At 45.0% G+C, this 2,785-nt stretch carries 1 protein-coding gene; it reads left to right on the forward strand.

Annotated elements, in window-relative coordinates; translation table 11 throughout:
• Nucleotides 1-292 precede the first annotated feature (292 nt).
• A complete protein-coding gene (pilB, locus tag ACXLDX_RS03330) occupies nucleotides 293-2,539 on the forward strand; it encodes a type IV-A pilus assembly ATPase PilB (protein WP_457575772.1) in 2,247 nt (748 codons plus the stop codon).
• Nucleotides 2,540-2,785: the final 246 nt, after the last annotated feature.

Below are 2,785 nucleotides of genomic sequence, written 5' to 3' on the forward strand. Positions count from 1 at the left end.
ATCTCGAACAAAAATCCTCATTTCTGGACAGACACCAGGTAACTATTCACAACGGGTAACAACATGATGATTTTATTACCCCTAGACTGTACCTGCAAGAAATTACGGCAGAACTGGCAATTCATTGATCCAGATGATATTGTAACAATGTGCATATATCTTTGATCTCCGGCAGGGAATAATAGAATTATTGTTCCGAAGCTGCATTGATTCAGGGTAATTCGGAAGCTTACCGTAACTGTATAACAGGAACTGTGAGTTGGATTTGTTTGAAATTTTCAGGTAAAACACTATGGCTTTGCAACGAACCAATATAACGAGAAAATCATCAAAGCGAAGGACTGTGAAGGATCAATCCGGAGCAGGGAAACTGAAGATCGGTGAGCTTCTCAGTAAAGCCGGCTATATTACTCCCAGCCAACTGGAAACTGCTAAAAAACATCTGCAGAAAAATGGAGGTCGTCTGGGTGCCATTCTCAGGCAGTTTGAATATATTGACAATGACACCGTTTTTACATTTCTGAGCAGGCAGCATAATTATCCTGCCGTTGTCATTAAAAAAGAACCACCCTCCAAGGATGCGGTAAATCTTCTTCCCTATGAGAAAGCAAAGGAGTATATGGCATTTCCTCTGAGAATTGCCGGGAATACTCTGCAGATAACAATGGCTGAGCCGTCCGATGTGACGGCTGTGGAGGAACTGCAGGATCTGCTGAACAAGGAGCTTTCCGTCTGTGTTTCAACGGAGGAGGATATTGTTGAAGCCTACCGGAAATATTATGGGATTGATGATGAAGAGGCAAGGTCCTTTTTCGGGGAACAGGAAGAGGCGGAGGAAGATCTGGATATCACCCAGGTGGATGATTTCGGGTCCATTGTTGCTGAAGCAGCTGATGATTTTGAGATTGAAGGTGATGAAGAAGATGATATCGCTGATCAGTACGCGGCCTCGGATGCGCCTATTATCAAACTTGTTAATGGTATCCTTATAAAGGCTGTGCAGGAAGGGGTTTCCGATATCCATATAGAACCGTATGAAAAGAATATGCAGGTCAGGTATCGGAAAGACGGCTCTCTTTTCAAAACCATGAACCTGCCCTTGACTATTAAAAATGCACTTGTCGCCAGGATGAAAATTCTGGCTGGTCTTGATATTACCGAGCGTCGTGTTCCTCAGGATGGGCGAATCAAAATGAGAATGGGGCGTAATCGTTCTGTGGATTTCCGGGTCTCTTCTCTTCCCACTCTTTTCGGCGAATCGGTCGTATTGCGTATTCTTGACAAAGGATCTTTGAATGTTGATCTGACTCAACTGGGATTTGAGGTAAAAACCTTTGAGATGTTGAAACGTTGTCTCAACCGGCCCCAGGGCTTACTTCTGGTCACCGGCCCTACAGGTTCCGGTAAAACGGTTACCCTCTATTCTGCTTTGAATTCAATGAACAGTGAAGATATTAAAATCCTCACAGCAGAGGATCCTGTGGAATTCAACTTCAAAGGAATCAATCAGGTGAATGTCAACACTGAAGTCGGAATGACATTTGCGGCAGCCCTGAAGGCATTTCTGCGGCAGGATCCTGATATTATCATGGTTGGTGAGATACGGGATATGGATACCGCTGAAATTGCCATTAAAGCAGCTATGACGGGACATCTAGTCTTTTCAACCCTGCACACCAATGACAGTGCCGCGACCATTGGTCGTCTGGTTGATATAGGAATTCCTGCTTATATGCTCGCCTCCTCCGTTACCATGGTGTTGTCCCAGCGACTGGGACGGCGATTGTGTCAGAATTGTAAAAAAGTAGTCAAGTATGATCGCAATGAACTGTTATCCATGGGGTTTCAGGAGGATGAGGTTGATACGGTGGTGATCTATGGTCCTGGAGGATGTCCGGAGTGCAATGGTCTTGGCTATAAGGGCAGGGTCGGTTTTTTTGAGTTGATGGAAGTTACCGATGAGGTAGCCAAGGCAATTAATGCTGAAGTGCCGGAGGACCAGTTGAGGAAAATTGCTGTCCAGGAAGGAATGACACCGCTCAGGGATGCTGCTCTGCAAAAGGTTAGGGAGGGAATCACCAGTGTTGATGAAGCTCTCAGGAGAACAGTCGCTCACAAGGAAAGCCTGCCGGCCTATCTGGTCAACCCGGACCAGGAACAATATGAAGACGGGGACGTTATTATTCGGGAAGGTAATACCGATATCGATTTCTTCAAATTGATTCGCGGGTCTCTCACAGTCATTAAGGGAGGCAAAAAAATTGCCGAATTGACGGAGCCCGGTGAATATTTCGGAGAAATGGCGGCGATAACCGGTGAACATAGAACGGCTTCCATCGTTTCCCAGGGAAGGTGCACGGTAAAGAGGTTTCCCGGAGACAAAATTGATGAAATAATAGAGAAATATCCGGATGTCACTAATCATCTTTTCAAAACGATGACTGTTCGGTTGCAGAAATCCAACCAGATAATAGTTAAACTGGCCGGTGGTGGCAGGAGAAGTGGTGGTCCGCCACCGACAGGACAGAAAAGAAGATAGTTCATAGTTAGTGCCTGTCCAAAGTTGGTTTTCCCCCGATATCTGCGTTGGCCGAAAAATTTTATCCCCGGAATATCAATTAGATGCCTGCGCTGTAATTTTTTGCTTGATTACCCATGAAACTCAGCCAAATTGTGGATGTGCCTGTTTTATCAGGCTAGCCTGCGGTCAAAAATCACTGGAAATCTCAAATGATAAGGAATTCAAATGAAAAAGTGTCAATCCAGATCATTTTATAATCAGTCT

Source organism: Desulfomarina sp. (assembly GCF_054039375.1).

Coding starts and splice junctions, on each gene's coding strand:
- pilB (WP_457575772.1), top strand. CDS start 293: ATGGCTTTGCAACGAACCAATATAACGAGAAAATCATCAAAGCGAAGG.